General features: G+C 47.5%; 23 protein-coding genes. 3 read left to right on the top strand and 20 right to left on the bottom strand.

Going from position 1 to position 25,413, the window contains the following annotated elements; translation table 11 throughout:
- Positions 1 to 54 precede the first annotated feature (54 nt).
- On the bottom strand, positions 55 to 1,485 hold the full coding sequence (cls, locus tag ACN6NF_RS06045; protein WP_474316081.1) for a cardiolipin synthase: 1,431 nt from the start codon (positions 1,483 to 1,485) through the stop codon (positions 55 to 57).
- 122 nt (positions 1,486 to 1,607) lie between these two features.
- Between cls and ACN6NF_RS06040 the strand changes: the two genes are divergently transcribed.
- Together ACN6NF_RS06040 and ACN6NF_RS06035 are read left to right on the top strand one after the other, a co-directional pair.
- Positions 1,608 to 2,639, top strand: coding sequence for a M23 family metallopeptidase (locus ACN6NF_RS06040; protein WP_474316079.1), 1,032 nt, complete (start codon positions 1,608 to 1,610; stop codon positions 2,637 to 2,639).
- A gap of 45 nt (positions 2,640 to 2,684) precedes the next feature.
- Positions 2,685 to 3,161, top strand: a complete 477-nt coding sequence (locus ACN6NF_RS06035) for a bactofilin family protein (RefSeq protein WP_474316077.1) — start codon at positions 2,685 to 2,687, stop codon at positions 3,159 to 3,161.
- A gap of 39 nt (positions 3,162 to 3,200) precedes the next feature.
- Here the strand turns inward: ACN6NF_RS06035 and ACN6NF_RS06030 are convergent, their stop codons facing one another.
- The 16 genes from ACN6NF_RS06030 to ACN6NF_RS05955 form a co-directional block, all read right to left on the bottom strand.
- Positions 3,201 to 4,286: an AI-2E family transporter gene (locus ACN6NF_RS06030; RefSeq protein ID WP_025364270.1), complete on the bottom strand. Its 1,086-nt coding sequence runs from the start codon at positions 4,284 to 4,286 to the stop codon at positions 3,201 to 3,203.
- A gap of 218 nt (positions 4,287 to 4,504) precedes the next feature.
- Positions 4,505 to 5,287, bottom strand: coding sequence for an ABC transporter permease (locus ACN6NF_RS06025; RefSeq protein WP_016821229.1), 783 nt, complete (start codon positions 5,285 to 5,287; stop codon positions 4,505 to 4,507).
- Positions 5,280 to 6,200 carry an ABC transporter ATP-binding protein gene (locus ACN6NF_RS06020; protein ID WP_474316075.1) on the bottom strand — a complete coding sequence of 307 codons (921 nt, stop codon included), beginning with the start codon at positions 6,198 to 6,200 and terminating at the stop codon, positions 5,280 to 5,282. Before ACN6NF_RS06020 ends, ACN6NF_RS06025 begins: the two co-directional genes overlap by 8 nt.
- A gap of 115 nt (positions 6,201 to 6,315) precedes the next feature.
- A complete protein-coding gene (locus ACN6NF_RS06015; RefSeq protein WP_474316074.1) occupies positions 6,316 to 6,813 on the bottom strand; it encodes a hypothetical protein in 498 nt (165 codons plus the stop codon).
- Positions 6,814 to 6,929: 116 nt separating this feature from the next.
- Positions 6,930 to 7,907, bottom strand: a complete 978-nt coding sequence (locus tag ACN6NF_RS06010; RefSeq protein ID WP_474316072.1) for an LCP family glycopolymer transferase — start codon at positions 7,905 to 7,907, stop codon at positions 6,930 to 6,932.
- Between the two features lie 13 nt (positions 7,908 to 7,920).
- Entirely contained in the window at positions 7,921 to 9,261 is a 1,341-nt protein-coding gene (locus ACN6NF_RS06005; protein WP_474317514.1) for a UDP-glucose dehydrogenase family protein, read from the bottom strand.
- A 52-nt stretch (positions 9,262 to 9,313) separates the two neighbouring features.
- Complete coding sequence (locus ACN6NF_RS06000) at positions 9,314 to 10,123, bottom strand: WecB/TagA/CpsF family glycosyltransferase (protein WP_474316070.1); 810 nt, start codon at positions 10,121 to 10,123, stop codon at positions 9,314 to 9,316.
- Positions 10,101 to 11,342, bottom strand: a complete 1,242-nt coding sequence (locus tag ACN6NF_RS05995) for a glycosyltransferase family 4 protein (protein WP_474316068.1) — start codon at positions 11,340 to 11,342, stop codon at positions 10,101 to 10,103. The genes ACN6NF_RS06000 and ACN6NF_RS05995 overlap by 23 nt, the downstream gene beginning before the upstream one ends.
- Positions 11,339 to 12,553 (bottom strand): glycosyltransferase family 4 protein, encoded by a 1,215-nt coding sequence (locus tag ACN6NF_RS05990; RefSeq protein ID WP_474316065.1) that lies wholly within the window; start codon positions 12,551 to 12,553, stop codon positions 11,339 to 11,341. Before ACN6NF_RS05990 ends, ACN6NF_RS05995 begins: the two co-directional genes overlap by 4 nt.
- A gap of 749 nt (positions 12,554 to 13,302) precedes the next feature.
- The gene (locus ACN6NF_RS05985) at positions 13,303 to 14,571 is read right to left on the bottom strand and encodes a hypothetical protein (RefSeq protein WP_474316063.1); all 1,269 of its coding nucleotides are present in this window, start codon (positions 14,569 to 14,571) and stop codon (positions 13,303 to 13,305) included.
- Complete coding sequence (locus ACN6NF_RS05980) at positions 14,558 to 15,901, bottom strand: flippase (RefSeq protein ID WP_474316061.1); 1,344 nt, start codon at positions 15,899 to 15,901, stop codon at positions 14,558 to 14,560. The genes ACN6NF_RS05985 and ACN6NF_RS05980 overlap by 14 nt, the downstream gene beginning before the upstream one ends.
- 141 nt (positions 15,902 to 16,042) lie before the next feature.
- A complete protein-coding gene (gmd, locus tag ACN6NF_RS05975; RefSeq protein ID WP_474316059.1) occupies positions 16,043 to 17,032 on the bottom strand; it encodes a GDP-mannose 4,6-dehydratase in 990 nt (329 codons plus the stop codon).
- A 20-nt stretch (positions 17,033 to 17,052) separates the two neighbouring features.
- Positions 17,053 to 17,991, bottom strand: a complete 939-nt coding sequence (gene fcl / locus ACN6NF_RS05970; RefSeq protein WP_474316058.1) for a GDP-L-fucose synthase — start codon at positions 17,989 to 17,991, stop codon at positions 17,053 to 17,055.
- Between the two features lie 33 nt (positions 17,992 to 18,024).
- Positions 18,025 to 18,723: a sugar transferase gene (locus tag ACN6NF_RS05965; RefSeq protein WP_474316057.1), complete on the bottom strand. Its 699-nt coding sequence runs from the start codon at positions 18,721 to 18,723 to the stop codon at positions 18,025 to 18,027.
- A gap of 84 nt (positions 18,724 to 18,807) precedes the next feature.
- Positions 18,808 to 19,485 (bottom strand): CpsD/CapB family tyrosine-protein kinase, encoded by a 678-nt coding sequence (locus ACN6NF_RS05960; RefSeq protein ID WP_025678062.1) that lies wholly within the window; start codon positions 19,483 to 19,485, stop codon positions 18,808 to 18,810.
- A complete protein-coding gene (locus tag ACN6NF_RS05955; RefSeq protein ID WP_474316056.1) occupies positions 19,466 to 20,215 on the bottom strand; it encodes a YveK family protein in 750 nt (249 codons plus the stop codon). The genes ACN6NF_RS05960 and ACN6NF_RS05955 overlap by 20 nt, the downstream gene beginning before the upstream one ends.
- A 326-nt stretch (positions 20,216 to 20,541) precedes the next feature.
- On the opposite strand from ACN6NF_RS05955, the gene ACN6NF_RS05950 reads away from it, so the two are divergent.
- A complete protein-coding gene (locus ACN6NF_RS05950) occupies positions 20,542 to 20,910 on the top strand; it encodes a helix-turn-helix domain-containing protein (protein ID WP_474316054.1) in 369 nt (122 codons plus the stop codon).
- 51 nt (positions 20,911 to 20,961) lie between these two features.
- On the opposite strand, the gene ACN6NF_RS05945 is transcribed toward ACN6NF_RS05950, so the two are convergent.
- The 3 genes from ACN6NF_RS05945 to ACN6NF_RS05935 form a co-directional block, all read right to left on the bottom strand.
- The gene (locus ACN6NF_RS05945; RefSeq protein ID WP_474316053.1) at positions 20,962 to 21,144 is read right to left on the bottom strand and encodes a hypothetical protein; all 183 of its coding nucleotides are present in this window, start codon (positions 21,142 to 21,144) and stop codon (positions 20,962 to 20,964) included.
- 313 nt (positions 21,145 to 21,457) lie between these two features.
- Positions 21,458 to 23,752: a hypothetical protein gene (locus ACN6NF_RS05940; protein ID WP_474316049.1), complete on the bottom strand. Its 2,295-nt coding sequence runs from the start codon at positions 23,750 to 23,752 to the stop codon at positions 21,458 to 21,460.
- 48 nt (positions 23,753 to 23,800) lie between these two features.
- The gene (locus ACN6NF_RS05935) at positions 23,801 to 25,402 is read right to left on the bottom strand and encodes a glycosyl hydrolase (protein WP_474316047.1); all 1,602 of its coding nucleotides are present in this window, start codon (positions 25,400 to 25,402) and stop codon (positions 23,801 to 23,803) included.
- Positions 25,403 to 25,413 lie beyond the last annotated feature (11 nt).

Genomic DNA, 25,413 nt, shown 5'->3' with positions numbered 1-25,413 from the left:
CACATAAATCACAATAAAGCGGGATTATATTGATAAAAACGGCGAAAACCGCCTCTAAAGGAGGGGAGAGAGCATGCGAGTTAGAATTTCAGCTGTTTTTTGAGATCGAGGGCGTCTACGAAACACGTTCAATTCTATTTTGGAAGAGTTGGAAATGTCCTCTACAAAGTCTGCCGAAAGCCGTTCTAACGCCGAAGTTGCAAAAAGTACAGCGGTCAACTCAAAATTATAGAAAAAGCTGCGCATGTCCATATTAGCGGTCCCAACCGAGCCGAGCAAATCGTCCACAATCACCACTTTGGCGTGAATAAATCCTTTTCGATACTGATAGAACTCCACTCCCGCCTCCAGCAATTCTTGTACATAGGACAGTGATGCCAAGTGTACCAATTTCGAATCTGATTGGTAGGGAATAATAATTTTCACATCTATGCCACTGACGGCCGCCAGCTTCAGCGCCTCATAAATTCCCGGATCGGGAATAAAATACGGCGTTGTTATCCAAATCCGCTTTTTGGCAACCGTGAGCGCTCCAAAGCATAATTCCTGAATCGTATCCCATACCTGATCGGGACCGCTGCTCAAAATCTGTACTTCCTCATCCCCTGTGCAGGTATGTGGAGGAAATAAATTCACGTCCATCAGCCTCTCTCCCGAAGCCAACTTCCAATCGCTAAGAAACACATTTTGCAGAAAATAAACGCCATCTCCTTCAATCTGCAAATGCGTATCCCTCCAAAATCCCACTTTAGGGTACTTTCCGAGATAATCATCGCCTACATTAATCCCCCCCACAAATCCGATCGTGCCATCCACCACCACGATTTTCCGGTGATTGCGATAGTTAATCCGGCGGTCCAGCGTGGCGAAAAATGGCGGTAGAAAATAATGAAATTCGACCCCAGCCTCATTACAAGTACGAATAAACGAATAGGGTAAATGGTAGCTCCCTACGCCGTCCACAATGAATCGTACTTTAACTCCCTCGCGTGCCTTACGGATCATGACTTCCTGAAATTTTTTTCCGATTTCGTCTGCCCGAAATATGTAAAACTCCACATGGATATGATGTTGTGCCTGTTCCATCGCTGTCAGCATGGCCTCGAAAGTCTCTTCCCCGTTCGTCAGCACACGTGTACGGTTGCAGCCAGTCAACGGGTTTTCCGACATACGAATTAACTGGTTAAACAGACGCTCCTGATGTTTGAAATGGGGATTGTGCATTTGCTCTACGTTTTCAATCACCTTGGTTTGCGCCCATAGACGTTCACGGAATTCACGAAATAGCTGCGATCCTGCTTTACGAACCACTTTACGCTTCTGATAATCCTGAGCAACAAAATAGTACACCACAAAACCAATAAGCGGGAAGCAAAACAAAATAAAGAGCCAGGCTACCGCTTTGGACGGCTTGCGAAATTCAAAGAGCAGAATCGTCCCGGTCTGAAAAATAAAAATAATTAAAACCAACAGCAACCACAGCATGTCTAAGCCTCCTTATATATCTACGTTTTATACAAAGCTCCAATTTTTTTGACATGTTTGCCTCTTAAGCTGAATAGATAGTAACCAAGCACTATAGGAGCGATGTCCGGAAAGGAGCGATTATGAAAAAAGGAAGCCTAAATCGCCGGATGACCCTGCTTGTCATTCGGGATGCACAGCAACCGCCCAAGCAGCTACAATGCTCCGCAGCCGCTGTCATTCTCGTCCCGACCCTTGTGATCGCATCAATATCTACGCTCGTGATCGGGCTGCAAATCCGTTCTTCCCATATTATTTCCCAAATGGAAACCAATCTTGCTGTCCAGAGTTTACAGATGGAGGTCACGGTAGCAGACAAAGACGCAGCCATTGGGCGACTGCGGCAGGAAGTCATGGAGCTGACGAATCAAGCCACCAGTATTCGCGAACGTCTCCAGCGTGTAACAGAGCTGGAACAACAAATGCAGCAATTCATTCGTAAACACGGAAATTCCTCCAGCGCAAGCAGCAATAAATCAACCATCACCCCGCTCTCCTGGGATGCTTCCGGCCATACCGGGGGCGAATTGATCGCAGTGCATGAAAATACAGCTCTTCTTGCCCGCCAGGCCATGGATGATTTTCAGGAAATCGAAGCTATGCTGGACACAGTGGAACGCACGGTTCCGCGCTCTATTCAACAGGCAAACGCCGTACAGCAGAACCTGGAGCGCCAACAAGCCGCGCAGCTGCTCCAGACCCGCAGACTGGCACTTGCTGAACAAGGAAGGCCCTCGATTTGGCCTGTTGGTTCGCGGCGCATGACCTCCAGCTTCGGCTATCGCAGCGACCCATTTACAGGGAGATCCGCTTTTCACTCAGGCGTGGACATTGCCGGTCAATCCGGTGATCCTGTCTATGCAGCAGGGGCAGGCACTGTGCTGGAGGCTGCTTCCAGCGGAGCTCGCGGCAAGTGCATCATCATTCAGCATCCTGACGGACTCCAAAGCTGGTATATGCACCTAAGCGGTATGCAGGTGGCTCCGGGGGACCGTGTTCATAAAGGACAGACCATTGGCCTGCTGGGAAGTACCGGGAGAAGTACAGGACCTCATCTTCATTTTCAGATCGTCAAGCATAACCAACCTGTTGATCCATTGTTGTATGTACAATAAGGATTTTGCAAAATACCGACAATAAAGGATTGGAGGAAAACGATCATGTTCAAGGAATCCAAAAAAAAGCTCTCCACCCCGGCGACGGATACACTGCTCGCGAACGGCACCAGCTTTGAAGGTACGATTGAAGCAGAGGCCAACATTCGCATTGACGGTCACTTCCAGGGCGATATCTACAGCACTCGCACTGTCGTCATTGGAGAGTCAGCAGTTGTACGTTCGGACATCATTGCACGGGACGTCATTCTTGCCGGCAAGGTATTCGGTAGCATCACCACGGAAGGACGGCTGACCATTACACCGACAGGCGAACTGTATGGAAATACGGCGACCCCTACATTGGTCATTTCTGAAGGTGGCATCCTGAACGGCACGAGTCAAATGAACCAAACCATGATGAACCAAGACATAGAGTCAGAATCGCCGACGGCTACAGAGAAATCAGAGGATGAAAATCAATCCGGTTTCAGCCAAGACATAGAGGACAGCCAAGCCTCCCTACAACCTGAAGCGGGATAGGGCCGGCTTATACTCCTATATATCCAGTACATCCTCCAATCACTCCATAATATCCTCCACTCTGCGTTCCAAAAATAAATGGTACACCTTGCGTATGACGATTTTGCCGCACATATACAATGGAATAACCAAAATGATACCCAAGATCCCGAGCAGGTCGCCACCAACTAGCAATAAAATGACGACAGTCAACGGATGAATATCCAGCTGCTTGCCAAAGACAATCGGTGACAGCCAATTATCCTGAATTTGCTGGGCAACGATCACCACCACCAGCGACCAGAGCGCCATGGAAGGCGATTCGAGAAATCCAATGATAACCACAGGTATAGAAGCAGCTACTGCCCCCACATAGGGAATAAAATTAAGGAAAATCGAAATAACGGCCAGCAGCAAGGCATAAGGCAAACCAATAATCAAAAATCCAAGGAACATCATCAAGCCCAACGCGACATTGATCAGCACTCGACTGACGATAAAGCTGCTGAGCGCACTATCAATATCCTCCATCACTTCCAGCGCGTCCTTGTGATATTTTTTAGGAAAGAAGTTAAGCATTTTGGGGCCAAACTTGCTTCCTTCCTTCAACATGTAATACAGCAATATGGGAAAGGTAGCCAATACGATAAAAAAGTAGGATACGAACGATACCAGCTTTACCGAATAATCTGACAGCGTTGAAAAAGCTTCGTTTAACGTATCTGACAGTTGTGACAGCGGGTCTTCACCCGGAGGCAGCACTTGTCTCAAGGATTGATTATGCCGCCATTGGCTCAATTGATCAACCAGACTTTTAATAAGCTTCGGCGCGTTCTCAAATAAATTGGTTACCTGATCACGGAGCGTAGGCCACACTCCCCATGAGAAGAGGAACAGTAACACGCCAATTACCAAATAAATCAGCAATATGGAAATCGAGCGTTTGATTTTTCTCCGTTCCATGACATCTACAATCGGTCTCAATAAATAATAGAGGAAAAAAGATAGCATCAACGGTACAACCAGCAAGCTGACCAAGGATACAAGAGGACTGAATATAAAGCTTACTTTGGTGCCCAAGTAAATGATAAGCAATAGCATGACGATTCCTGAAGTCAGACGAAAAAAACGATTATTTTGCAGCATATCATGCGCCCCCTGTTCTGTTTCTCTCTACTTCTTTAAACGCAAATCGACCCTATTGATTGATTCTTGCTGAAAATAGATTACAATATACCCATACTTACAGAATATGTAGCAAAAAAGGAAGTCCAAATGGCTAGGCATTGGACTTCCTTTTTGTGATCTCAGCATTTTGCCAAAATCCTCGTGTTATTCAATCACACATGCTAAGAGATACGTGTTTAGGTTGAAACATCGCGTTTTACGAAAACCACCCAGGCAATGGCGATAAATACCACATAATAAGCGGCCAGCACGGCGAGCGAAAAGGTTAGATTGGAACTTACTGTACCTGGCGGCATATCTAGATATTTTTTCAGATCCATATGCGTAAAGAGTACGTATTTGGTCCATTCAAAACGATCTGTGCTGAACAAGCCAATAGAGTTATACACCGTTTTGGTGAACATCATAAACAAGGACAAACCAATCGCCAAAGCGCTCGAACGAAACACCGCGGATAACATAAATGCAAAAGCCATGGTCACGAATAAGGCGATATAGCTATACAAAAAGTTCAGCGTTACGTAAGATATCGGATCACTGAACAGCGGAACAGAGCCTGCTGGTGCGTCCTTCGATAACATCAGCCAGGAGGACAGCGTAACCATCAAGACCAAAACGATTGTTCCAAGCAAGCTGAACAAAATCACCGATATATACTTGGACAACAGAATTTTGCTGCGAGTCCAAGGGCGAATGAGCAGCAACTTAATCGTTCCCCATGTAAATTCGCCAGCCACCGAATCAGCAGCTACAATGACCGTAAACGTCGTATTGAGGAAAAATGTAAACAACGTTGTCAATGCGATGCCATCCCACACACTAACCTGATCGGAAACCAGAGAAATCAGCATCGGAATCACAGCGGTGATGACCGCCAGCAACCCCAGCATGATCCATGTACGCACACGCAAGTAGATTTTAAGATTTTCATTATGTACTAGCTTGAAGAAATCAGCCAATGGACCCGCCTCCCGTCACTTCCAAAAATTGATCTTCCAACGTACGGGCAACCGGGCGAATGGCATACACCTTAACTCCATTTGCAGCCAGCAGACTGTTCATCTCTGCAATCTGTTCCCGCTCCAGGTGAAGCAGTAGTTGATTGCCTTCGACGCGCCCTGCTCCAGCAAGCGTATAAGCTTGCTCAGCATCATTGACTTCAAAAGCAATTTCCGCCGTCTGCACTTCTCCCTCTGTATTCTTTAACTGCTTAATATCAACCAACCGCCCGCTCTGAATAATGGCCACTCGGTCGCACATAAGCTCCATTTCGGACAACAAATGGCTTGATACAAACACGGTAATTCCTTCGGTACGGGTCAATTGACGCAAATAATCCCGCAGTTCACGAATACCCTGCGGGTCCAAGCCATTGGTCGGCTCGTCCAGCACAAGCAGCTTCGGTCGATGCAAAATCGCCTGAGCTACCCCGAGCCGCTGCCGCATCCCGAGCGAGTAGGTTTTGACTTTATCATGAATTCGGTTTCCGAGTCCCACCAGACGGATCGCTTCATTTATACGCTCTTGGCTCACCCCGGGAGACATTCGCGCAAAATGCTGCAAATTTTGATAGCCTGTCAAAAACTTGTACATCTCCGGGTTCTCAACAATCGCACCGACATGGGAAACAGCCTTTTCGAAATCGGTATTGATGCTGTCTCCGCAAATATGAATATCACCCTTGCTGATCGAAATCAGGCCAACCATCATACGAATGGTGGTCGTTTTTCCTGCACCGTTGGGTCCGAGGAAACCAAATACCTGTCCTGCCGGAACCTCCAGTGTCAGATTGTCTACGATCGCTTTTGAGGAAATGATTTTACTCACACCCTCCATCCGTATGACGGGAACCTGCCCTGTCGCTTGCTGCATGCTATGAAACTCCTTCCATCCGGAGTGAAGCTGTCATCCATTTTACTGTACATTTCCGGTTTTGGAAGTATTGTACCATATTTATCCTGTCAGAAACACCTTTGGGAGCACCTTATCACGTCTGTTCCTTTTCCTTGTAAATCCAAAGCACTCTCCACTCCTCATCTTCCTGCGTCACATAACAAGGCTGTACAATATCAAAAGTACCGAATCGGGTCTTGTAGTGCTGAGTGACCGTAATACGGTAGACCTTCCCTAAATCTTCTCCATTCGAATCGGTACGAATGTCATATTCAGCCTGCGGCTCTCCCAGTTCAAACGTAAACGTATCCGTCCCCATATCCTGCATAAAAACGTGCGCACGCTGCTGTACATACGTGGACTTCTCGAATTTCTTCTTCATTTGGGAATGAAAAAGCTCCCATGAGCCGCCAAAATTCCCCGATTGCTCCATCGTGTAGAACTCGTTCAGCGCTTCTACGGCTTGATCCCCTTCCCCCGTAGACATCACCCCACGTAGCCCCATCCACAGCAGCCATAGCAATCCACATATAATTACAAAATACAGTAGCTTACGGACGAACGCCGAAGCCGCTCTCCTTCTAAGCAGCACACCTGTCCCTCCTCTGTTGGACTATACCGAATACTCTACAGATGTATGTGGGACAAGGTGAGTTTAGAAGAGAATAACGGGTCTCGCTGAGGACACCTGTCTGCTTAAGGTCATGTCTAAGGTGATGCGGGAGTGGTGAGCAAATGCTTCTCCAGCACTCCATGGATACGTTGGCGTTCCTGCTCATCTACGATGTAATAATACACACCTTTGATTTTGCTCCCATGTCCCTTTATCTCAACGGTATCCGTCTGCTTAAGAGACGGGCCGATCCGGGTCAGAAAAGTCTTCATATCGTCAAAGCTAATGTCTGTGCGAATCTGCTCCCCCGCTGCCTCCAGTATCGGTTTTACTCGCAATAGCCCTTCCTTGCTGATGGACTGGGCAAGAATTTGCTTGAGCAGCTCTCGCTGGCGAGCGTTTCTCCCGAGGTCCCCACGCGGATCATCAAATCGCATACGGGCATAGGCCAATGCTTCAGTTCCGTTCAAGTTCAAATTCCCCTGCGCAAAATGATGCCCCTCATACTGAAAATCAAGTGGATTGTAGACCTCCACTCCTCCCACAAGGTCCACCATTTTCGCAAACCCTTCCATATTCATTTGTACATAGTAATCTATCGGATGATTCAAAAAATGCTCTACCGTACGGATCGACATATCCGCGCCCCCAAAAGCAAACGCGTGATTGATTTTGTCCTCACGCCCTCTACCGATCAACTCTGTTCGCGTATCACGCGGAATGTTGAACATCAACATCGAACCATTGGCGGGATTCACAGATAGAACGATCATCGTATCCGATCGTCCTGGATCGTGCGGTCGCCGATCAACACCCAGCACCAGCACGGTGAACGGCTTGAACTGAGAGATGGCTGCCGGATTTGGTGTACTTGATCCAGTGTCTGTCCCTACGGAGCGCCCTGCTCCGCCCGTTGCAAGGGTAGAGACCGCTCCGGGCTGCACGATGCTGCGCGGATGATACATCGCATTTGCCGCTGTTTTAAAGGAATGATACACATAGACGGTATAGGAGGCACCTCCTACAACCAATAACGCCACAGCCCCCAATGTCACCTTCAGCCATCGTTTCATACGCAGCCTCCCTTTACGGATTCACTACAGACTGATGACGATCTATATCCAGATTGTTCATCTGTGGCCTGCCGACAGAATAGTATGCAAAGGCAGATTGTCTGATTTGTTCTTCGCTGTACACATTGCGCCCGTCAATCATAATGGGATACTTCATCAGCTCGTTCAGCTCACCCAGTCCGACCTCACCAAACTCCTCCCATTCCGTCAAGAGACATAATGCATCGCATCCTTCTGCTGCTTCCCGTGCGCTATCGGCCCACTTTATTTCCGAGCTGTCCAGCAATCGGCGGAAGTTAGCGGTAGCGATCGGGTCATATGCACGAATGTGCGCCCCTGCCTCCAGTAGCGACTGCATGATATCCAGCGCCGGGGCATCTCTTACATCATCTGTATTCGGTTTAAATGCCAGACCCCATATGCCAATCGTAGCTCCTTCCAGCTCACCCAGCGCCTCTTTCAGCTTGCGGATCACGTTAAAACGTTGTCCTTGATTCACTTCTACCACGGATTTCAGCAGCTTAAATTCATAATCCACGTTGCCTGCAATTTGAATTAAAGCCTGCGTATCCTTGGGAAAACACGAACCCCCATAGCCGATACCAGCAGACAAAAAGGAGGAACCGATTCGCTGATCCAAGCCCATACCGTGTGCCACGCGTGTAACGTCTGCACCCACCTTTTCACAAATATTCGCAATCTCATTAATAAACGAAATTTTGGTCGCCAAAAAAGCATTCGACGCGTACTTGATCATCTCGGCCGAACGGATATCCGTGGTTAAGATATTCGTTGTCAGCGGCTCATGTAAAGTAGTTAGCACGGCGGATACATGCGGATCGGAAGCTCCAATGACGATTCGATCTGGCTGTAGAGTGTCTATGACCGCCGAGCCTTCTCGTAAAAATTCAGGAACCGAAGCGACACCAAAAGGATAGTTCGTGCGACTAGCGATCCAATTTTGAATACGCTCGTTCGTTCCGACAGGCACCGTGCTTTTGGTAACAATGATCTTGTAGCCATTCATGGCATCTGCCACCTCACACGCTGCTTCTTCAATATAGGACAAGTTGGCTTCACCACTCGGCAATGAAGGCGTACCTACCGCCAAAATAACAATTTCAGCTGCCTGCACTGAAGCTGCGGTATCTGTTGTAAAGCTTAGCCGGCCCTGCTCGACATTATCTTTAATTAGAGCCTTTAAGCCTGGTTCATAAATCGGTACTCCACCTGCACGCAGCTGACGAATTTTGTCTTCATTCTGATCGATACAGACGACGGTATTGCCAAGCGCTGCAAAACAGACCCCTGACACCAGTCCGACATATCCAGCACCTATTACACATAGCTTCAAAGCAATTCCCCCTTTTACATGCTGTCTCATTTCACTGTACTTTTGCCCTGCTTCACTTCTCTATGCCACTCCCTGTATGCCGGTTATGAGAGAGCGTGAGCCTTTTATTATGCCGATAGGATTTGAGAAAACGATAGATATACATTGGATTGTTATAGGCATACCTCTTCCACAAACGCTTTGGCTCACAGAGCAGACGGTATAGCCACTCCAGTCCCAGCCTTTGTATCGTTAGCGGCGGTCTGCGAACCTTGCCTGCAATATAGTCAAAGGCAGCTCCTACTCCAATCATCACGCCACGGATCCGATCCTTGTTGCGATGCATCCAGATTTCCTGCTTCGGACAGCCCAGACTGACGAATATGATATGCGCACCTGAAGCATTGATTTCCTCAATGATCCGCTTCTCCTCATCTGGCTGAAGTTCACGAAATGGCGGTGAAAAGCTGCCCGCGATACGAATTCCAGGGCAATCCTGTCCTATCCTGTCTTTTAAGCTATCCAGTGTGTCCGGCGTACTGCCGTAAAAATATACTCTCACCTCCGTCTGTGGCGCACGTTCGCACAGCTTGAGCATCAAACTGGGACCATCTACTCGATCCTGACGCTCGAACCCGTACAGCTTGAGGGCCCATACCAGTGGCATACCATCTGGAGTACACAAATCAGCCTGAGTGAGCGCTTCGTGGAACTCGGGATGATTCCCGGCCGTGACAATGGAATGGGTGTTGCAAATACATACATAGCGGTCCTTTCGCCCGACTGCCCATTGTTCCAGCGTATGTACCGTCTCCTGAAACGTCAGTGCTGCAACATCTGTGCTCGCAATCCTTCCGACTCTATACTGGGGCAGCTGCTTCATAATCACATTCCTCCATGGCCTCGCTATATATCGCCAGCAGTTGCTTCACATTCACTTCTTCCGTATAGTGTGCTGCATAGTTTTCTGCCACCTTCTGTCTCATAGCTGCATAGTTCTCATAGGCTACTGCACGGCGAATCACGGTCTTTATATTTTCCAGATCATCATGTTGAAAAAGGAAACCCGTCACTCCGTCCTCCACGACTTCCTCCAATGCGCCGATTCGGCTGCACAATACCGGCGTTCCCACGGAATAGGACTCTACAATCGTCATCGGAAAACCTTCATACCAAATGGAAGGCACCATCACATACATGGCTCGGCTCATACAATCCAGCACCGTGTCTCCATCCTGCTTGCCGAGAAACCGAATGTCTTCCTGCGAATAAACAGCAGCCAGTTCAGCCTTTTCCGGACCATCGCCAATGATGACCAGTCTCAATCCACCTCGATCTTCCAGCTGTGACCAGGCTTGCAACAGATTGCGAACCCCTTTTTCAGCTGAAATCCGGCCCACGAACAACAAATAACGATCATTGGGGTCATACTTGGCTTTGACTGTTTGATGATGGATAAAATTCGGTTTTACTGCGATGCGATCCAGCGGAATGCCGCTTTCGGCGAATTTGTCCCGTGCAAACTCCGTCAGCGCAATATAGCGACTTACCTTGTGCTGCCATGTGCCGATCAGCTCGTTGAACTTAATCATCACCGCCACCGGAATCGTCTGCAGCTGTGAGCCTCGGTAACATCCATGACGGATGGAGTGCAGCAGCGTGCCGTGCAGGCATTTTTCACAAACTTCATTCCCTCGCATAAAGGTTGCCGCCGGACAAATCAGCCTGTAATTATGCAGTGTCTGAACAACTGGAACCCCCAGTCGTTCACAGGCATGATAGACCGATGGGGATATGACCGGAAAAAAATTATGCACATGTACCACATCCGGTTTCACCCGCAAAAGCAGCTCTTTGATCCTTTTGAATTCTGGGAAGGACCAGGCTGCCTCTACCGCCAGCTTGGCCATGTTGGCCAAGCCTTTGCTTTGAATGCTGTCGTTATGCACATAGTAATGCTCCGTCTCTATTCCTCTGGAACGCAGCATAGCCGATTCCTGCTCGACAACCTTGTCTTCTCCCCCACTTTGCTGATAAAAGTTATGGATGATCAGTACTTTGCTTACAGGCGGGGTCATTCGTCTGGTAACCTGTTGACTCACGTGGCCGCCCCACTTTCCTGTGTTGATTGCATTGCGTGATTGGATCTTATGGGTTTGATCCGCTGCTGGCTTACGATTTCATCTGCAATCCGATCCCACGACATACGCTCGAGCGTAAGAAACGCTTTCTCGGCCAGACTTCGTCTAAGCCCAGCATCATCCAGCAGCGTGTCTATACGACCAGCCCATTCCTCCTCCGAAAAGCTTCTCAACATCACTCCGCTCACTCCGTCCTCAATCAAGGTAACCGAGCCACCGTTCACCGAAGAAATAATCGGGACGCGGAACAGCATGCTTTCCAGCAGCACCATGCCAAAAATATCGTATTGGGTCGGAAACAGCATCACATCCGCTGCTCCGTAAATCTGCCACAGATGACGTTGCTCCACTCTTGAAAAATGTATAATACTATCCGTCAACCCCAGTTGCTCAGCATAAGCCCAATAACGATCCGTATCTAACTTTCGTCCATCCCCAACCATTAACAAAAGGCAGCCGGGATGCTTTTGGAGTACTCTTTTGAACGTATTCAGCATAAAACGTATATTTCTCCGTTCCTCCAGCACACCAACATACAGCAACACCGGGCGATTACCGATCCGACGCAGTTCATTCGCAACCTCACGGTTTTCCTCACGTTCTCCGCTTTGGTCGTCACTGTTGAATCCTCTCTCTACATTGCTGCGATCCAGTCCGACCCCAATCGTTATCACGTTGTCAAAGCCTTTATTCTCCAGATAGCGCTTGGCAAGATCGGATTTGACATAGGTTCGGCGTAGAGACTTTGTCACCTTAGGCAGCAGCATAACATCGTACAGTTTGCGAATCAGCGCATGTGTATTATCTCGATATGGACCGTGATACAGCGCTAGCTTATCGGGGCACTTGCGGGATAGCAGGTAGGTCATGATCTGGTTGTATTCTGTTGTAATGACCAGGTCATAAGCTTTCAGAAAAGAATCTTTGAGAACATCCCTGTAGATGCTATTGCTTAAAAACTTGAAACCGTGCAGCCAAATAATGCGCAAGGTGCATCCTTCGTGCCGATAGACCTGTTCCAGATGGGTCTCCTTACGATCGTTGTAGTAAACAATATCGCAATCGTAACCTTTACGGACGAGCGCTTTACCCAAGCCGACTTCCTGCAAATTGTATGAGGCTCCATTCACCTTGCTGGCAAAGTTGCGAAGATACAATATTTTTGGAATCATCATCAGTACTCCTGCCATTTCATATTGGGTGAGTTATGGGAGGCGGGATTAGAGCCCGCTGCGCACTCCATTTGATCCTCCGATCGCTGTTGCACTGGGATTCCTGAATATATAAAACATTCCGAGGTAGGAATCCCACTGCAAAGGCGAACGCTAGCGCTTCTTCAGATTTAAATGGACCGCTCCGCTGCTAACCGCCGTTTCCATAAAGTCACCCCATCTTAAAAAAGGGAATGCTGTGCATGAAGCGCCACCGCTGCGCGATATACGCGAGCGAATACATGCAGGGCGTTGACTTCGTCAAACGACTTGTAAGCTTGGCACGTTATGGCACGCTCACAAGCAAGCACGGCTATACTACTGCTAGGCTGACCAAGATGCCTTAATTAGGCTTGATTGTTGCTGACCGTGAGTACTCTATTTATCAAACTCTTTCACCTTGTGAGAGGACTATACAGAGCCTTAATTGCATCGGTACACATGCCCGGTGTAAAGTTCGCTGCGATAGGACGCAGCTATCGCCAGGCGGCTCTTACCTCCCCCACCTTATAGGCTGGGGGAAAATCTTTTTGGCGGCGGTGGGTAGCGGTGGGTAAGGATTTGAAGCTGGAGAAGCGTCAGCGTTCGCCTTTGACGGGGATTCCGCCCTCTGTAGGGCTTTATTCAACCTAAGGAATCCCACGTCAACAGCGATCGGAAGATCAAACCCGTCCCGTAGCGGGCTTCCATCCACAATAGCCGCTCCAAGATCAAACCCTGCCCGAAGCGGCCTCTCCCCTCCAACTTGAATGTTCTCCCTGCCGTTGTCTTTCCTCCATCATCTGCATATTAAAATGGTCTGCCCCTTTAAGCTGGGCAGCTGCCATATCCGCCACCAAGCTCACGCTCGATTCCATCGGTACAAAGCGATATTTGTAGGCTGTAAGCCGATGATCCGTTTCGTGAAATAAAATGTCCTGGGCATAATTGCCCCATCGGTCCTTAGGCATCAAATCAATCGTCATACCTGCATGTGCAGAAGGCAGCAGCATATTGGAGCCATGAATACCAATGACTAATCGGCTGGCTGCGTATACCTCGCATACGCGCTTTTCACTATCCCGATCGAAGCGTGAGACGCGCTCATCAGCAATCCATGCTGGGAAGCTTCCCGTGCGCCCAAGCCCCGCAACTGTAAAGCAATGATCAGGGAAGCTGTCTCTCAGTCTGCGGAACAGTCCAATGATTTTGCTGCGTTGATGATAAATTAGCGGTTTTAGGCCACGTTTGAGTTGTGGAAATTTTTGTACCGCTCTGGCAATATGATGGCTGCCGCTCCACAAGCGGTCTTCCCTCCATACAAAGGTAATGCGTGGCTTCGGCTCACGTTCCTCGTCATAACGAGAGACCCCTGTAAATTGCTCAATTTCAAACTGGCTGGGATGTGAATATGCCGGGCTGACATACACCTCATCAAAACGTATCAATTCCTCAATCATCCGATGATGTAGCAGAGGATAAAAGTTTCGCGCCTTGCTGAACGGCACATCGACCGTCCAAATTTCAGACACATATGCCGGCACCATCCACTCCAGCGATTTTTGCACAATAACGATGATCCCCATTTCCGGTGATTGCTCGTATTCGCGCTGAACATTCAGCAGCTTAAGCAACGCATGACCATATAAATAATCTATAGTGTTGATGATGATCACCCGCGAAGAAGCTTTCATTTTATGCACGGTCATACCAACTGCCAAATCATAGGATGGATTCATCAACGATTGCCGTAGAGGCTCTCCGAGCCATTTTCTTGACTTCGCATCACCGGTCAGGATATAGTCAGGCATTTCTACACGATAAGGTGAATATGTCGCATGACCGACCCTCATATCCTCAAGATATTCACGTCCGCAACCCTCACACTTAGTGCTGATACATACGTGGATTCCCTGCCACAGCACCTCTCCAGCACGTAACGTGTCTCCACAATGCGGGCACTGTTCCTCATGCCGAACAAATGGTTTAATCGGTATCATGATTGTTCTCTCCAACTTTCGGTACTGTAATATGAACATGCCAGAAGGTCAGGATTGACTTCATCATCCAACCCAAATTGGCTTTGACTTCCTTAAACAACAAATCCAATAGAAATACAGATATCGTAAAGGACAAAATCGTCGCCACTAAGGACCCTCGGACACCAAGCCATGGGATCAGCGCGTAATTGAAGGCTATATTCGTAACCGCACCTATTATCGAGGTCAGCAGCGTGTATTTGAACAAATTTTCATTGGTGATAAACAAGCTTTTGGCGACACTAAAGTTGGTGAAAAATAGACGAATCGCAAACAGTGACAACAGCGAGCCTGCTTCAGCAAACTCTCTCCCATACAGCACAACTACTACCCATTGGGATAGAAAAAATAAGGGGACTGAGGTCACAAGAAAGCATATAAACATCAGCCGATACACGTTAGACAACGTCCGTCTGTATTCGTCGCTTCCTTTCTGCTTGGAACGCGTCACCACCGGGGCATAAGCTGTCGTTAGCACGACCGGGATAAAGCCCAGCACCTCGATGAGTCGGAGTGCAACGGAGTATTGCCCGACCGCTTCGTTTCCCAACAATTCTCCGATAATGACCTGATCAATTCGTGCCTGTACATATACAGCGGAGGAGGACAAAATAAGCGGCCAGCTGTGATTCATGATTCGCCGAGCAGTTGCGAAGCGGAACGTCCACTTGTTCACACGCCGCCCTTCCTTATGGAAGAAATACAGCAGCAGCAGGCTTCCCAGCAGAAACTCTCCATGAGCACACAACGCCACTGCCCAAACTGGAATACCGGACAATAATAGAATGATTTTGACGGTGGAACCGAGGACAAAGGCGGTATTCTTGGCAACAACCGTATATTTGGACAACATCTGCGCACGGAACCAGTAATCGATAATATCAAACAACTGAAATACCGAGGCCGTGGCCAGGATCAGATTGATTAACCGTACTGAACTGTCTTCCGGTCTGAGCAGTGAAATAAAGGAAAAAGACAGTACAATCGCTACCAGAGTACCTAACAACTTCAACAGAACTGCCGTACCCAATAGCTCGTGCTCATCTTTGGGGTGTTTGACAAGATCACGTACTAATATAGAATCAAAGCCAAGGGTCGTGAAAATCAGGAACATCCCGAAAAAGGATTCCGCATAATTCCATTTTCCCAGTTCCTCTGGTCCCAACACTCTCGCCATGATGATACTGACCGCCAGCCCGAACACCATGCGAATCATTTTGTCACCGAACAGCCAGGATGTATTCACCAGCAAGCTTCTGCGCGGTTTGGCACGTTTCTTGACTAATGTCATAGGTTCTACTCCATCTTGAAAAATGACCTTAAACATTGCTTTATGATCTGTTGATCTGTTGATCTGTTGATGTGTCATACAGCTGAAATCATGTACAACAACGAAGAGACCCCCCGGCCAGGCGGGTGGCCTCTCCACCTCTTACACGACGACAGAAGCTTCGACTGCAGCCTGCCTTTTTACACGCTCCAAGTCTGCATCCACCATCATACGAACGAGCTGATCGAAGCCGACTTCCAATCGCCAGCCCAGCTTTTCTTTCGCCTTGGCACAATCGCCAAGCAATAGATCTACCTCTGCCGGTCGAACAAATTGCGGATCAATCACGACATAATCCTCGTAATTTAAACCTACATGAGAAAAAGCAATTTGCAGCAATTCACGCACAGAATGCATTTCTCCCGTGGAAATCACGTAATCATCTGGTCGATCCTGCTGAAGCATCAGCCACATCGCCTTTACATAATCCCCTGCAAAACCCCAGTCTCGCAGTGAATCCAAATTCCCCATGCGCAGCTCCTGCTGCAATCCCAGCTTGATACGAGCTACTGCATCCGACACTTTGCGTGTTACAAACTCCAGCCCTCGGCGGGGCGATTCGTGATTGAATAAAATACCGGAGCAAGCAAACATATCAAAGCTTTCGCGGTAGTTGACTGTAATCCAATGGCCGTACACCTTGGCGACACCATAAGGACTTCGTGGGTAAAACGGGGTCGCTTCTGTCTGCGGTGTCTCCAGTACCTTACCGAACATCTCGCTGCTTGATGCCTGATAAAAGCGTGCATCCGGCTTGGCAATCCGAACCGCCTCCAGCATATTGGTAACAGATAACGCTGTAATTTGCCCTGTAGCCAAGGGCTGCGGCCATGAGGCCGCTACAAAGGATTGAGCAGCCAAGTTGTAGACCTCATCCGGGTCGGACTGACGGACGGCTTCAATCAGCGAAGCCAGATCGGTCATATCACCGGAAAGCCAGTGAATGTCATTCTGAATATGCGCTACATTTTCAAAGTTCGGCGTGCTGGTTCGTCTGCGCACCCCGTACACCTCATAATCCTTGGACAGCAGCAACTCAGCCAGATAAGACCCGTCTTGTCCGGTAATCCCAGTGATCAGCGCTTTTTTCATTCCAATTCCCCCACCGTTATTTATTGTTCAACCAGATCCAGACCTTGAAACGCCTGGTATACAGACCTTAATCCTTCTTCTAGTGAAATACGCGCCGACCAGCCCAGCCCGGAAATCCGGGATACATCTACCAACTTACGCGGCGTTCCGTCAGGAGCGGATGTATTAAAAGTAATTTCGCCCTCATAGCCGACTACATTCTTGACTCGTTCAGCTAGCTCACGGATGGAAATATCCTCACCCACACCGATATTTACAATCTCATTCCCCTCATAGTTATTCATCAGGAATAGACAGGCATCAGCCAAATCATCCGAATGAAGAAATTCTCGCCGAGGCGTACCGGAGCCCCATACTTCTACAGTCGGAGATTGATTCAGTTTAGCCTCATGAAATTTACGGATCAGCGCAGGCAGCACATGAGAGGTTTGGAGATCGAAGTTGTCGCCCGGACCATATAAATTGGTCGGCATCACCGAAATAAAACGGGTTCCATACTGACGGTTGTAGGACTGACACATTTTAATCCCGGCAATTTTAGCAATCGCATAGGCCTCGTTAGTAGGCTCAAGCTCACCCGTAAGCAGATATTCTTCTCGCAACGGCTGTGGAGCAAATTTCGGATAGATACAGGTAGAGCCGAGGAATAGCAGCTTACTTACATTCTTCTGGTATGCGGCATCAATCACATTTGTTTGTATAAGTAGATTGTCACGGATAAAATCAGCCGGATATTCGTTATTGGCCAAAATCCCGCCCACCTTGGCTGCTGCCAGAAATACATAATCCACGGGCTCTGTATCAAAAAAATGATCTACAGCTTCTTTATTGCGCAGATCCAGTTCACGGCTTGTGCGAGTGATAATATGACGATATCCCGCTTTCTGAAGCGCTCGGACAATAGCGGAACCCACCAGTCCATTGTGCCCTGCCACATAAATGTTGGAATGAAGCTCCATCCTTCTCTCCTACCCCTCTTTGTTAAAATGACTTTAATATGCATCCTTGGAGCCCAGCAGCACACGAAATGTTTTTAGCATGATGATTACATCCGTACGGAAACTGCGTCTAGATATGTACTCCAAATCCAGTTCTACCATCTGGTCAAAACTTAGATGATTACGACCGCTGATCTGCCATAGTCCGGTGCAGCCCGGTGTAACCGTCAGACGCAGCTTATCCCTCATGGTGTAATCATGGACTTCTCTTGGCAATGGGGGTCTGGGTCCTACAAGGCTCATATGCCCACGCAGTACATTGAAGAGTTGCGGTAGTTCGTCGATGCTCGTTCGGCGAAGAAAGCGACCCACACGGGTAATTCGAGGATCGTCCCGCATTTTGAACATCGCACCCTCAATTTCATTTTCCACCAGCAATGCAGACAATCTGGCTTCGGCATCAGACACCATGGAACGAAATTTGATCATGCGAAACGGCCGCTCATGTTTACCAATACGTATTTGATAAAATAATGCACTTCCTTTGGGGTCCTCCAGCTTGATCAACAAAATTACGAGCAGAAATACCGGGCACAGTACGAGAATTCCAATAAAAGACAGTATAATGTCCATACTTCGCTTCACGAACGGATATACGCTCCATCCTTGTCGTCGTTCAAGCCCATGAGCGACCGGATATACATCCACTGACGCGCTCAGCACTTTGGCCTCGTTCGAGCGGGAAGAAGACACGTCTCATCACCTCACTCCTTATTAATAAATATTATTTATGCATTGTTAAAAGAATTTTATATATTCTTATTCCCTGCGATTTATTCATGTCAGATTGCGTTCCTCCATACCACGCTCGGCGCGGCGCTTCACGTTATTGAGCACTACACCCAGAATGCGTGCCTTTACTCTTTCTAAATTTGCCTTCGCCTTCTTAACGACATCCTTTTTGACCTTCCCTGCCTGCACTACCAAAATGACACCATCACACATAGCACTTACAATGAGGCCATCCGGAAAAGACAGCAGGGGTGGCGTATCCATCAGAATCACGTCATAATGTTCTTTTAGCTCAACCAACAAAGCCTTCATTCTACGGGAACTGAGCATCTCGGACGGATTGGGCGGATTCGGTCCAGCCGTGATCGCATGCAGATGATCAATTCCGGTTTCCTGAACCACATCCTGCCATGTCTGTTGATTGGCAAGTACTCGTGTAAGGCCTGTATGATTGCGCAAACCAAACATATGATGCAAGGAGGAGCGACGTAGATCCATATCCATAACCAGCACCTTTTTCCCCTCTTGCGCATAGGTTACAGCTAAATTGCTAATCGTAACTGTTCTGCCTTCACCCGCCTGAGCGGACGCCACCATCATCACCTCAATTGGCTCGTCTATAGAAGAAAACTGAATGTTAGTACGAAGCATGCGGTACTCCTCCGAAACGGAAGACTGAGCATGTAGGGATGTAACGAGTTGATTATTGATTAATCGCGGCATATTGTCCCTCACCTACCTGTTTAGGAGTTGTAGTAGAGCTGTCGGAGCGTCTATCTTCTTTTTTCATTTTTGTAATCAGGGATAAGGTAGGCAGACCGAGTTCTTTTTCAATATCCTCTTCATTTTTAAATGTATCATCCAATACCTCCAGCAAAAACGCCAAGCCTATTCCCAGCAATAAAGAAATGGCAAAAGCAATAAAAATCTGTATAGCGGGATTATTGTTCACAGGAATTGCTGGATCATTCAGACTGGCTTCGCTTAGGATGGTGACATTGTCCATTTTCATGATAGAGGGGATTTGCCGTTTGAATACTTTGGCTACCGCATTAACGGTTTTTACAGCTTTCGTATACGATAAGTCGCGGACTGTAACATCCATGACCTGTGAATCACCTGCGGTATTTACTCTTAATTTTTGCGCCAAAGCTGACGGAGTAACCTTAAGATCGGGGAAGCTGGCGACCACCTGATCCATAATCGCCGAGGAGATCATAATTTGTTTATAGGAGTTCGTTAAGGCTATGTTGGTTTGCACTACACTGTAATCGACGACACCTGCACGGTCTGGTCGTGGCGTCTGATTAATAATGAGCTTGGCGGTAGCTTCATAAACTTGCGGGGTAAAATATACATTTTTTATGCCTACTACAGTACACACCAGCAGTACAATGCTACCAATTAACCACATTCTTTTGCGAATCAAACGGATGTACTCTTTCAACTGCACAAGACCAGTCCTCCCTGATTGACTTGTTTTCGATGGAATAACGCTTGTACTGATCCTCTGCATGACGGGGAAAAGAACGATGCATGACCCTCTAATCTATAGTAAAATGTTGTATAATAGCGCATAGAAGGTCTAGCCAGCGAATAAGCACACCATGCTCAATATCGTTGGCCTCGTAGAGTATATAAATGAAGATATAAGTGAACACTACGAAATAAAGATACGTTATGTAACTTTCATAATTAATTTATGATACAAAACGTATCTTGTCAAGCGTAAAATTGCTTTTCTACCTTTCTTAACCTTGCCTTCAGGAGGAAAAACAGATGAATTATGGAACCCGCATCGCTGAATTACGAGAACAAAAGGGATTAAAACAAGAGGAATTAGCGCAATCCCTCGGAATTACGCGGGCGGCTCTTTCTCACTATGAAAAAAATAGACGCAAGCCAGACTTTGAGACCCTGACCAAGCTCGCTGATATTTTCGAGGTAACCATCGATTATTTGGTGGGACGTACGAGCCACCCGACAGCCATATTGGATTCAGATGTGAGGGAATTTGTGGATCAGCTTGAACTGTCCGACGAGGATATCCTGCAACGTTTTAACCTAACGATTGACGGACGCACCTTGTCTGAGGAAGAAGCCAAACGTTTTATCGCATTTGTTCGAATGGAACGAATGATGGAATAAAGAAAGCGCCGCTGCTTGATGTTTGGCTCAAGTAGGACCAGCAACTGAAAATTATACGTGCTTGTCCTTCTGGCATTTAGTTCTATCAGCGTCGCCCTCCAGCCATTCTGGTGTCGTGATACCACATTGGAGCAAAACGTTCCGGATGTCCAAGTGGATGGCTGCTTTGCCTGCTTTCCGTGCGTTGTCTCGAAGAAGAGGGCCATTTCCCCCTAATTCTGTTTCCTTGTTCATTCAGCACTAACCTCTCTTTATTAGTCTTGGTCACCGGAAAGAAAGAGATTCCCTACAAACCATGTATGTATAGTCATGAACAAAACTATTATATATGAATACATACCTGCAATGTTGTCGTCTTATGACGAGAATATTAAAGGATTTTCTTATTTTTTTCTCCATTATACGTAAAGTATTGGCAATTCAGAACGATTTACAAATAAAAAAGAACCTGTCAGGTCCTATTTTCTCCTGATAGGTTCTTTTTTGCTTTCTTTCGGAATGATGTTGGATATTCATTAAGTAAGGTCCTATATGCATGCCAGTGTAACTAAGCAACCTCGGCTGCCTGAGAAACCTGAGTACCTCCGGTCGCTCGGACTTTGTAGACGTAATGACTTCCAGCTTTTACGGTGCGGTCCGTATACGTGCTTCCTTCTACTTGCGAGGCAATCACCTGATAGGCACCGTCTATCCGGTCAGCACGCAACACATCATAGGAAGATATGCCTTCTGCTTGAAGCCAATTAATCTTTACCACCCCATCCTGAATAGAGGCTGCTTTTACCTCTGTTGGGGCAGAGGCCGTGGTTTGATCTGTACTTTTTAATTCCAAAATATATTGTACCGATTCGCCAGGACCCAGCTTTTCTTCAAAATCAAGGGCAGGAGAAGCCTTCAGCCCTGATATGGAACGCTGCGCCTGAGTGTAGGTGGAACCCGCTCCAAAACGTTCCCCCGTGTACAAACCAGCCTTCGGCATCGTTACCCGCACACGAACGGTCTGCGTAGTGGATTCGAAATTCACTAAGTTCACCAGCAATTTGTTCGAGGTAGCGCCGCTACCTGCTAGCGGTTTAAGCTTGGATGTATCCACCGCGCGAACATAGACCATCTTATCCTTGGTCTCCTCTGGATTCAGGATTGTATAAGTCAGCGGTTTGCCATGCGTGGCATAGGCTAGACTCAACCGTCTCATAATTTTAACGCGAGTGTCCTGTCCTTGACCAAACGGATAAATTTCCGTGTTAGCTGGGTTGTGACTTTGCAGATCAAAGCCCGTTTTAAACAGCGTGTAATCCTTATAAAAAGCAGCGTGCTGGATAAACATATCGGCAAACCCGATTTGCGATCGCATAATCCGATCGAATGCCGCTGCTTGCGGCTGACTAGCCCCATAATCAGGATTGTCTCGATGCGTATCATTAGTACCGAACTCCGTGTTTAACATCTTTTTCGCCAGTCCGTTGCTCGAACCACCGAAGGTTTTCAAATTCTGAACGAAGCTGCCCCCGCCCTCTTCATTATACGATTCACCGTAGGCGTGTCCGTTGGTCAGGTCGGTGACTTCCTCCAGCTGTTTACGCTGCGCCGGGTCCCGTTCCCATCCATCGGGATCACCGCATTTTTGCGTACCTCCGGTTTGATTTTTGCACGCCTTGGTAGAGTATGTCGGCCAGTAGGCCCAACCCGGCGCTACGGTTTTGAGATGCGGTGCCAATTGCTTGCCTTCCGTATTCAACCATTTAGCCACAGCCAGGTCTACCGCCTTGGAGCGATTAAACAATCCAGGTTCGTTATCTACTTCATAATATTGAAGGTATGAACCGTATTTTTTTACATAATCACGCAACTTTTGCTTGGCCGTCTCTGGCAGAGTACCATCTTTTTGCAGCTTAATATCACCTGTGTATAGATACAAAGCAGACGATTGCATATTATACTGCTTTAACGTTTGATAGTAATCGTCCACGTCTGTGCATGCCTTACCTACATTACTGGCACAGGTTACCCTCATGACGTTGCCGCTATAAGCAATTCCCAGCCATTTGAGAACGTATGGTAGATGCTTAACTGCACCCTGATCATAATAAAATTCTTTATTATTCACATTCGTACCAGTCAGTATATATTTCCCATGTACCGGTTCGGACGCAGGGGAAGCTAACGTCTCCAAGCTCAAGTCATCCCAAGTCCACCACACATTTTTATCTTCCGCAGAGGAGCAGTATAGGCAGCGCGCTGTCTTTAGCTTGAGTACGTTAACACCGCTTTGCAATTGTTCTTTGGGGATATACAGCTCGTAGTTGTTTTTGAAATTATAGGTACTCCCAGTACCGGATACCCCCGCAATCTGAATGATTCCGGACAACTGATGATTTGAGAAGACAGCCATCTGCGGCACAGCTTTGCCCGCATCCAAAATCCGAACACGGAATATCATACCATTGGGAGGAACCTGATTCAGCTTATATTGAAGTGTTAGTTCTGGATTCGTAGATGCATTCAAACCGGGAGGAATATCTCCACTGCTGAGCAATACCGGAACTGTTGTACTCTCTGCTTCCGATAACGCCGATAATGTTCCTTTAGCAGATGATTCGGTAGAAGCTGCTGCTACAGAAATTTCGATATTATCCCTACCGACCACTCCTTTAAATTCCGCTGAAGAGTCATCCCTCTGGCCCAGCTTCCATACTGGACTGGCCGCCGCTACCTTATCTGTCTGCAATTCTACACTTTTTGAAGGCGTGTATATAAACCAAGCGATCATGGCTAGAGCTGCGACCCCTAGTAATCCGGATAATACGACCGTATACCTATGGGTCAACCATTTTTTCATCATATGATACACCCTCTCTCCTCAAAATTTTTGACCGGGAAAGAGTATCTATCAAGGAAGAAACAAAGCGTTTCCGGGAACCACCGCTTTCGCTTCATGCTGACTTTCCCACATCAGACGTGCCATCGCATCGCCTTTTTCATCATAGTATTCTACTTTTAGATCTACCATTTTACCTGCTTCCAAAGCAATACTGCCTTTTCGCTCTGTCCAGCTTTGTTTGAACCAACTATCGATCACTAACTTGCCGTCCACCCATACACGAATACCATCATCGGATATGGTTGTGAACGTATAGGTCTCGCAGTATTGCGGCTTGATTTTACCCGTCCAGCGAACCGAGAACTGGTCGGCATTTACCTTTGGATCAGCAGCAATGGCGCGCCAGTTGTAGTCCAGCTTGCTGTCTGTACGGATCAAAACAGGACTGCCGCTCAAATTCATATTGTTGAAATATTCGCCTCGCAGCCCGTTCACATATACTACATCAGGAACGGAAGGAGGAGTCGGAGCTGGAGGAGCAATCACTACTGGTGAAGCTGGGAGAGGCTCACTTTGTCCCTCATCCGGTAAGGTCGGTACATCTGTCCCAGGTTGTTGGATTGCAGCCAGCCCATTTTTCACATCATCCCGTGTCAAACTCTTCGCATCGTTCATATAATCCTGTATTTGAGTGGTTGTGTTATTCTCGGTCAGCATCTTGCCCCAAGTCATGGAATACACCCATTTTGGCTGAGCCTGCAACACCTCAGAACTAGGTATCTCACCGTGCTCGCCAATGGCAATCGGCTTATTCCGTGCCAACTCGAGCAGTCCATCATAATGACTTTGCTTAAAATCATTGTTGTAGATGTCTACTGCCAAAATATCCACTTTGTCATCCCCCGGATATTTTGGGGTATACGGGACAGTGTAGGAATTGGGAGCATTGGGACTCCACACCCACAGCAGATTGTTCAATTGATGCGTGTTAACAAAACGGTCGTACATGATATTCCATAGCTGATTGAAATTGTTTTTGTTTCCCCACCAGAACCAGTCACCATTCATTTCGTGGTAAGGTCTCCACAATACGGGAACCCCTGCATCACGAAGCTGCTTTAACGATACAGCGACCTTATCCAGATCGGCAATGAGGAGGTTATACTGCGTAGTGCCTGGCGTGACGTATTTATTGAACTCCGCCTGACTTACTTTGGCCTGCACATTGGCCCAAGTCAGCGGTCTACCCGGCAGCGCTTCATGAAAAGTCATCGTCACAATGCCACCTGCTCTGCTCCAACGAATAGCGCTATCGACGACATTTTTACGTTGTGCTGCTTCTGTAGCGTCAGATTGACCGGAGATGGCTCCCATCTCATAGCCGTGCAGACCCACATACGCCTGGCTGATTTTTTGGACCTTGTTGCTTAATTCATCTGGACTTTCCAAATAATCATGCTGACCAGTGACTGTTTTCTTTCCAGAGATGCTGAGTAAATAATTGTATAGTTCACGGGCCTGAGTACAAGCGTCCGAATTAACAGGTTGTAATGAAGCGGCATTCACCACAGACAGAGAATCACCAAATCCGACGGGAAACAAAGAAAAAATTATAACTACGGGGAGTACATGACGTATCAGTCGATACAGAGGAATAAAATTGAATCTCACTTTTGCTCTTC

It is taken from the genome of Paenibacillus sp. TSM33 (assembly GCF_056099025.1).
The sequence above is the reverse complement of the archived record's forward strand: the minus strand, read 5'-3'. Positions and strand labels throughout refer to the sequence as shown.

Excerpts from the sequence above, each read along its gene's own strand:
- ACN6NF_RS06000 (WP_474316070.1), bottom strand. The coding sequence starts at position 10,123 with ATGAAGCAGCTGCCCCAGTATAGAGTCGGAAGGATTGCGAGCACAGAT.
- ACN6NF_RS05950 (WP_474316054.1), top strand. The coding sequence starts at position 20,542 with ATGAATTATGGAACCCGCATCGCTGAATTACGAGAACAAAAGGGATTA.
- ACN6NF_RS05990 (WP_474316065.1), bottom strand. The coding sequence starts at position 12,553 with ATGATTCCAAAAATATTGTATCTTCGCAACTTTGCCAGCAAGGTGAAT.
- ACN6NF_RS05980 (WP_474316061.1), bottom strand. The coding sequence starts at position 15,901 with ATGACATTAGTCAAGAAACGTGCCAAACCGCGCAGAAGCTTGCTGGTG.
- ACN6NF_RS06035 (WP_474316077.1), top strand. The coding sequence starts at position 2,685 with ATGTTCAAGGAATCCAAAAAAAAGCTCTCCACCCCGGCGACGGATACA.
- ACN6NF_RS06010 (WP_474316072.1), bottom strand. The coding sequence starts at position 7,907 with ATGAAACGATGGCTGAAGGTGACATTGGGGGCTGTGGCGTTATTGGTT.
- cls (WP_474316081.1), bottom strand. The coding sequence starts at position 1,485 with ATGCTGTGGTTGCTGTTGGTTTTAATTATTTTTATTTTTCAGACCGGG.
- ACN6NF_RS05940 (WP_474316049.1), bottom strand. The coding sequence starts at position 23,752 with ATGATGAAAAAATGGTTGACCCATAGGTATACGGTCGTATTATCCGGA.
- ACN6NF_RS05945 (WP_474316053.1), bottom strand. The coding sequence starts at position 21,144 with ATGAACAAGGAAACAGAATTAGGGGGAAATGGCCCTCTTCTTCGAGAC.
- ACN6NF_RS06040 (WP_474316079.1), top strand. The coding sequence starts at position 1,608 with ATGAAAAAAGGAAGCCTAAATCGCCGGATGACCCTGCTTGTCATTCGG.
- fcl (WP_474316058.1), bottom strand. The coding sequence starts at position 17,991 with ATGGAGCTTCATTCCAACATTTATGTGGCAGGGCACAATGGACTGGTG.
- ACN6NF_RS06030 (WP_025364270.1), bottom strand. The coding sequence starts at position 4,286 with ATGCTGCAAAATAATCGTTTTTTTCGTCTGACTTCAGGAATCGTCATG.
- gmd (WP_474316059.1), bottom strand. The coding sequence starts at position 17,032 with ATGAAAAAAGCGCTGATCACTGGGATTACCGGACAAGACGGGTCTTAT.
- ACN6NF_RS05960 (WP_025678062.1), bottom strand. The coding sequence starts at position 19,485 with ATGCCGCGATTAATCAATAATCAACTCGTTACATCCCTACATGCTCAG.
- ACN6NF_RS05985 (WP_474316063.1), bottom strand. The coding sequence starts at position 14,571 with ATGATACCGATTAAACCATTTGTTCGGCATGAGGAACAGTGCCCGCAT.
- ACN6NF_RS06020 (WP_474316075.1), bottom strand. The coding sequence starts at position 6,200 with ATGCAGCAAGCGACAGGGCAGGTTCCCGTCATACGGATGGAGGGTGTG.